Here is a 7671-nt window from a genome sequence, read left to right on the forward strand (position 1 = left end):
CCATCGTGATAAATTGTTGGATTAAAATTGGTTCCATTCGTAAGATCGAATGTAGGATCTCCTACTGCCGCTGCATTTATTTGTTTTGGCGATTGATCCGTCCAAACTCCAACTCCATCATCTTGATTCACTCCTCCTGTTCCTGCATCCGCTTTTAACCACAATCCTAGATTAGTAGGTACTCCACCAGGGAAAATAGCAGTATATCCTATGGTAAACAAATCATTGTTTTTTAAATTCACCCCAGAAAAAGTTACCGTTTTACCTACTAGCGTACCTCCCGTAATAACGGATGCATTGGTAAAATCGCCATCCCCATCAATATCTACATACAATTCGATATTGGTAGCACTTGGATGTACATTGTCCATAGTAATAGATACAAGACCCGTATCTCCACCTGTTTCTTGTACTTTCCACTCTCTACCCATGCGGTAAACGGCATTGGCTGCTGTTGGACGTTCAGTCGTTTGTAATTCAATACTTGCGTTGTCATTACCCCAAACTAAGAAACTTTTGTCAGTAGCAAATGTATTGGCATTCAACTTATTTGTAGTTGCAATACTTCCTAATCCTATACTCACTAAAACATCTGAATTGATAGAACGAGATTGTTTTTGGTTTAAAGCGGATAAATCATCGCGACCAATACCTGCAATATTATTTTTATAGGCTGCATTGGCGGTTGCATCCCATGTTTTAGTCCCATTGGAAGCTAAATAATCATAAGGAACGGTTTGATCTAGAGTAATACCATATTTTAAAGCCGTGTATGAATTCACACGTTGGCGCTCTAAATTAGTTAAAACCCTACTATACAATATCACTTCACCAATATCCCCATTAAAAAAGTAGGTATCTGTTGCTCCAATTGTTTCTTTACTGGCTATTAAATTAAATCCTGTAACATTAGTGCTGGTACTTATTTTGGCTTGACCATTAAACTGGATTCCATAATTACCTGCGGCACTATGGGTACCGTAGATGTTCCATAAAGCAGGATCTACAAGACTACCTACAGCTGCTACTGCTCCTGTTTTAGCATCACCTATTGTATTTGTAAGTGGGTTAAAACCTATACGATCAGTAGTAAAAGAACTTTGATAAATATTATTATCACTCCATCTATAATGAAAACCACGGTTATTTCCCCCAAAATCATAAGGATGGCCTGAACTCACGCCTGTTACATTCGTTTTTACAACTGTAATGGCTTCGGCTGCTGTATAAGCTGTTACAAAAGAATTATTAGTGAAACGGAAGGAATCGTTTCCGTCAAAATTGATTACTGGATTGTAGTTTAAAGCACCTTCTACTAATGCTGGATCAGAAGTTGCAATATCTGCATCATGAACATTCGTAGATTGATCTCCCCAAGAAGTTACTGCTGTAGTTCCTACCACATCCGAATCTGCTTTTAACCATACTGCTAAACTGCCTGTAACCCCTCCTGGAAAAGGAACAGTATAACCTACCGTAAATAAATCATTGTTTTTTAAATTCACCCCTGAAAAAGTTACTGTTTTACCAACTAGTGTTCCTCCAGTAATAACGGTAGCGTTGGCAAAATTACCATCACCATCCGTATCAACATACAATTCAATACTGGTAGCGCTCGGGTGAATATTGTTGAATGCAGTAGACAAAAGACCCGTATCAGGACCTGTTTCTTGAACCTTCCACTCTCTTCCCATACGGTAAATCGTATTTACAGAAGCTGCTGTTGGTCTTTCGGTAGTTTGCAAACTAAGACTCGCATTATCATTACCCCAAACCAAAAAGTTTTTATCCGCAGTAAATGTATTTGAATTACTAGCATTATCAGTAGCAATGGTTCCAAGACCAATAGCCACCACATTATCTGCATTTACCGATTTAGATTGTTTTTGATTTAAAGCGGTAGCATCATCACGACCAATACCCGTAATATCAAATGAGTATGCTGCATTGGTTGTAGCATTCCATGATTTTGTTGATCCATTGGATGCCACATAATCTGTAGGCGTTGTTTGGTCTATAGTGATACCATATTTAATAGCGATATAGGAATTAACGCGTTGGCGTTCTAAGTTCGTTAATACTCTGTTATACAATATTACTTCTCCAATATCCCCTCTAAAATAATAGGAGTTTGTTTCTCCAATTGTTTCTTTATTAGCCGTTAAACTAAATCCTGTAACGTTAGTACTCGAACTTATTTTGGTTTGACCGTTAAATTGTATTCCGTAATTTCCTGCGGCACTATACGTACCGTAGATGTTCCATAAATTAGGATCTGCAAAACTACCTACTACTGAGGCTACTCCAGCTTTTGGTGCATAAAGTGTATTCAATAATGGATTAAAAGCAACATTATCAGTCGTAAATGAACCTTGGTAAATATTATCGGTAGTGTGCTTGTAATGAAACGAACGAACATCTCCTCCAAAATCATAAGGATGCCCTGCATTAACACCTGTTGCGTTACTTTTTAATACTGTAATGGCTTCCGCAGCTGTAAAACCCGTTACAAAAGAATTGTTAGTGAAACGGAAATAATCGTTACCATCAAAATTAATTACTGGATTGTAATTTAAGACTCCTGCCACTAATTCTGGATCAGAAACGGCAATATCAGCATTACGATTATTCCCAGATTGATCCTCCCAAGAAGTTACTGCTGTAGTTCCCACTACACCTGAATCCGCTTTTAACCAAACCATTGATCCTGTTGAAACTCCCCCTGGATAAACGGCTGAATACCCTAAAGTAAAGGAATCATTATTGTTTAAATCAATTCCCGTAAAGGTAACCGTTGTTCCTACTAATGTTCCTGGGATGATCGTTACTGCTCCAGTACTAAAATCACCATCGTTATCCGTATCAATAAACAATTCTAAATTTGTTACTGAAGTAGGAATGTTTTTGAAACGTAGGGTCAGATTATTAACATTTCCTCCTGTTTCCTGCACTTTCCATTCTCTATTGTATCGCAATTCTGCAAGAGCTCCAGCTGGTAACTCGGTTGCTTTTAAAGTAAGAGCACCCGCATCGTGACCCCAAACTAAGAAAGTCTTATCAGCAGCAAAAGTCGCTGTATTACTATCATTGGATGCAGCAATACCCCCAAAACCAATAGTCACATTCTCAGATGGATTTACGGCAGCCGATTGTTTTTGTATCAAAGCTGAAGCATCATCACGACCGATACCTGCAATATCTTTGGAATACAAAGCATTCGTTGTAGCATTCCACATTTTAGTAACTCCATCCGAAGCTAAGTAATCCGTAGGAGTGGTTTGATCTAACGAAATACCATATTTAAGTGCTAAATACGAATTTACTTTTTGAATTTCGAGAGCCGTAATTGCTGTTGCATTTTGATACACAATTAACTCTGCTATTTCAGAATTTCCTGTTGAGCCGCTACCTGGTACTGCACCCACATAATTATATAGTCCTGTAGAAGAATAGGATACAAAAGCCCCTGTAACTGGCGTACCCACTTCTTTACCCTGTAAAAGGGACGTAAGTGAAGTAGGTGATTTTTTGGCTCCAAAAAGATTCGGCACGTTCGCAAAACCACCTAGGGTTTTATAATTTGCTGTAATTTGTTGGTAATTTGATGGTGCGCCAAATTGTATTGATTCATCAGTAGCTTTATAAAAACGAAAATCATTGGTTCCTGAAGTTGAACGCTCGCCCATAATTGACAAAAGGCTTCCGTCTTTAGGAATTCCTACCGCAAAAACATACACATTATCATAGTTTACTGGAGCAGCAAAAATTGGATTGTTATTGTAATCGTAATAAGAACCACTAAAACTCATTGCTGGGTTAAAGTTAGCGGTATTGGTATTTGCCGTAACAACTCCATTATTTACCATATTATGTCCGTTACCACTATAATCATCCCAAGTTGCGGTAGTTGCATTGCGATCCGCTCGCCACCAAGCACCAAGCCCGTTAATAACTCCTGCAGGTCCTTTGATTTGTATGACTGCGGAATCACTAAACTCGGACACCGATCCGTTTTGAGACATATCTCTTAAAGTTGCTGTCCAATATCCTGTGGCATCTCCTGCATAGGTTAAAGTTCGGGTATAAGTCCCTGCTGCAAGTGCGGTTTCAGTTTGCACATAGGTACGACCGTTGTTTTTAATATCAGCGGGAAGATTTCCATAAAACTCAACAGTACAGTTGGTACAAAATGAAGGCACACTAAAAGTCACGTCATACGTACCTGCTACTGTCCCATTTTTTGAAGATAAAATTGTAATTACTTTGCTTGTACTTTTCTCTAACCCATTATTTCCATCAGCAGCAACATTATCAATACCGCCTTTGGCATTATTAAAGTAGCTGTTTTGAGAATAAAGTACTCCATCCGCTTTTTCATTATAAATGGCTTCACCGGAGTTATTACTAAAAATGTTATTGGTGATTTGTATGTTTTTTACGCCGCCAATATTGTAAAGCCAAACCCCTCTTCCTGTAGTACCTGTAGTATTAGAAAAAGTATTGTTGTGAATATTAAATTCATTTGTTGCGTTATCTGTCGTAATTGCCATAGCTACTCGTGTGGATGCATCAATAGTTGAATTTTTTATTTCATTACGAGCGCGTGATGTAGTTCCAGAAATATTTATCCCATCCCCTGAATTGGTAATAGTACAATTATCAATAATACAGTCATTAGCATTAAAAAAAGCAATACCAATAAGATCCGCTTCATTCACAGTGACTCTAGTTAATTTGACATTATTGGAAAGTGTAGAATTGAAATAAAGTCCGTGATCAGCGTCATTTGTAGTTCCCGTAATATCACAATCCATAGTGACATCAGTCAGGGTAATATTGGTAGTATTAGCATTAAACCAAATCATTCTAGCTCCGTCTGTACTATCAAAACTATCCAAAACTCCATTTGTTATTGTAAAATCGGTTGTAGCTAAGGCAACAAAAATTCCAGCATTTTCAGCATCATGAATAGTAACGTTATTTATATTTACAGTCGCAGCACTACTTAAAAAATAAATACCCAGATCTCCATCATTTGTACTAGAAGTATTATCCATATCTAATAAAATGTTATTCATTGTGATTCCTGTCCCCGCACCATTAAAACGCATAGCTTGAGTTCCTGTTCCACCTCTTCCATTAATAAAGGTGAAATCAGTAATATTTACTGTATTACTTGTTCCATTAAATGCAAGACCATAAACATCATAATTTAAAATTTTCAAATTGTTTATTGTAATATTCGAAGCATTTCCAATAAAATAAACCCCATAATCCGCATCGTTACCTGCTGCAGCCATTGCGCCATCCACAGTGACATTTGTTAAGGTAACCCCAGATGAAACCCCAGTAATATAAATTCCATAAGAAGTTGTAAGTCCTTCTAGGTTATCAATAGTAGTATCTGTAATACTTAATGTTGTAGCAGTACCATTAAAACGAATTGCAATACTTTGAGCATCATGAATGGCTGTGTTTTTTATAGTTACATTGGTTGCATTACCACTAAAAAGCATCCCATTATCACCATCATTACTGAGCGAGGCTACATTTAAACTAATAGTTGCAGTATCTATTGTTACTGTATTAGCTGTATTTGCAAATCTAATCCCAATAGCTGACGATCCAGCCCCACCAGTAGTAAAAGTGTAGCGCGTGATAGTAACTCCAGTCGATGCTAAAGCAAAGTAAAGTCCTGCCACATCACAATTCAATACATTTACATCAGTAAGGATGATATCTGTGGTAGTACTGTCAAAAAAGACACCGTAATTTCCATCATCACCAGAGGTTAAATTGTCTAAATCTAATGTTGAATTTTTAATGGTTACCGTGTTTGTCACTCCTCCAAATCTTAATAACATGTTTACGCTTCCGCAATCGGAAACATCAAAATTATCAATTACTGCATTTGTGGTTGTTCCAATTACATATAAAGCAAACTGTCCGGCTTGAATTTGACTTACTGTTATATTAGTAATCGTTAAATTACTAACATTGGCTTGAAAAAGAATAGCTCTGTCGATTAAATTTCCATCGGTATGCTTTATTACTATATCCTGAATTGTAATTCCAGAGACCGTAGCCGAGAAATAGATGGGTACATTACCCGTATCTTGTAAAATAAATCCTTTTATAGTGGTATTATTGGCGGCTGCCGTTCCTTGTAGAATAACCGCTGCGTTGTTTCCTGTACCTGCATCAATAGTTATATCAGGAACGTTATCATTATTAATATCACCATTAAGAGTAACACCTGATACGGTTATAGCGGGTAGATTAGTCAAACTGTTTATCGTTTGACCTGTTAAACTAACATCAAAAGTAATGTTATGCGGTCCTGCTCCGGCAGCATTGACATCCAGTATTGCTTGACGCAAACTTCCTGCTCCAGAGTCTGCAGTAGTAGTAACCGTTATGTTAAGTGCATTTGCATTACATGCCAATAAAAATAATGCAAGCATATAGAAGGTACGCATGTAGTTATTCATCATAATCTCAGATTTTATGTATTTTTAAGTAGTTTACTCTTTTATTTTTTATAATTAAGAATAATATCACCTATGCGTATTTTATCACCAATAGTACCACTGGCTTTGCTTGATAATTTCATTACAATTATCCCCGTAGATCCCGCTGTAAGCGCTGTAACAGCAGTAATATCTGCATTTGCCCAAGTAGCCGAAGTATTAGTTCCTAATGTTTGCAAAACTCCACCACTAGAATCATAAACATTTATTGAAAGATTAGTTCCAGCATCGGCTTGATAGAAAATTTGTATAGGGATTGTATCCCAACTCACAAAGTCATTGGGTACTGTAAAACGTAAAATAACATCGTAATCTTGAACATCAGTTTGACCACTAGACCATTGGTAGAAATTCATCCAATCAGGCGCCCCAGTATTATCAGAAGTCATAACACCGGTATTATTAGAACCATCTGCCATTAATACTCCTCCTGCATACTCAGCACTATAAACCACTTTAGTAATCGAATTGATATAAGCACCACCATCCGTTCCTACTTTAACAGCATTGTTTGGATTTGCGCTTATCACATTAAGTAGATCCGAAGTATTTACATCTTCATCTGCTTCACCGTTTTCATCAAAATACCTAATAACACCAGTAGTATTATTCTGCGCTATTTTTGTTACTGTTTCTTTTAAATCAACAGTAGTACCCGCTTCATTTTCGTACGAACCAATATTATGACCTGTGGTTAATGCACCACTAATTGCTGTTACGGTTTCATTAATAGTAACTGCGGCAGCTGCTTCATTAGTGTATGTTCCTATTGAATTACCCGTAGCCAATGTTCCCGCTAGCGTGGTTACTGTTTCATTAGCTTTGATTGTAGCCGCGTCAATAAACGCTCCGTAATCAGTTCCATCAGGTACAATTAAATTATTTGTATTAGCACTTATCAAAGCACCCCACTCTACCCCAGTTCCGGAAGAATCCGTTCTTAACACCTGATAAGCAGCCCCATTGTTAATTTTCTCTACGGTTACATTTTTATCGGCTATATCAGTCGTTTTTACTTCGCCATCTTTAATATCTACTGATAAAATGGACTCATTTTCAATTTTTGCTGAATTTACGGCATCATCTACTATCTTTATTGTTGTTACGGCATCATCAGCTAATTTGTCCGTTGTGATTCCAG

1 protein-coding gene and 1 pseudogene are annotated in these 7671 nt (G+C 37.2%); both read right to left on the reverse strand.

Annotated elements, in window-relative coordinates; all coding sequences use genetic code 11:
* Positions 1-6494: beta strand repeat-containing protein (locus WBQ70_RS00845; protein ID WP_423909239.1), on the reverse strand; the 6494-nt coding region annotated here is incomplete at its 3' end.
* Positions 6495-6532: 38 nt separating this feature from the next.
* A pseudogene (locus WBQ70_RS00850) lies at positions 6533-7671 on the reverse strand (hypothetical protein); the annotation flags it as partial.

Source organism: Flavobacterium sp. (genome assembly GCF_049590715.1).
GTDB lineage: Bacteria > Bacteroidota > Bacteroidia > Flavobacteriales > Flavobacteriaceae > Flavobacterium.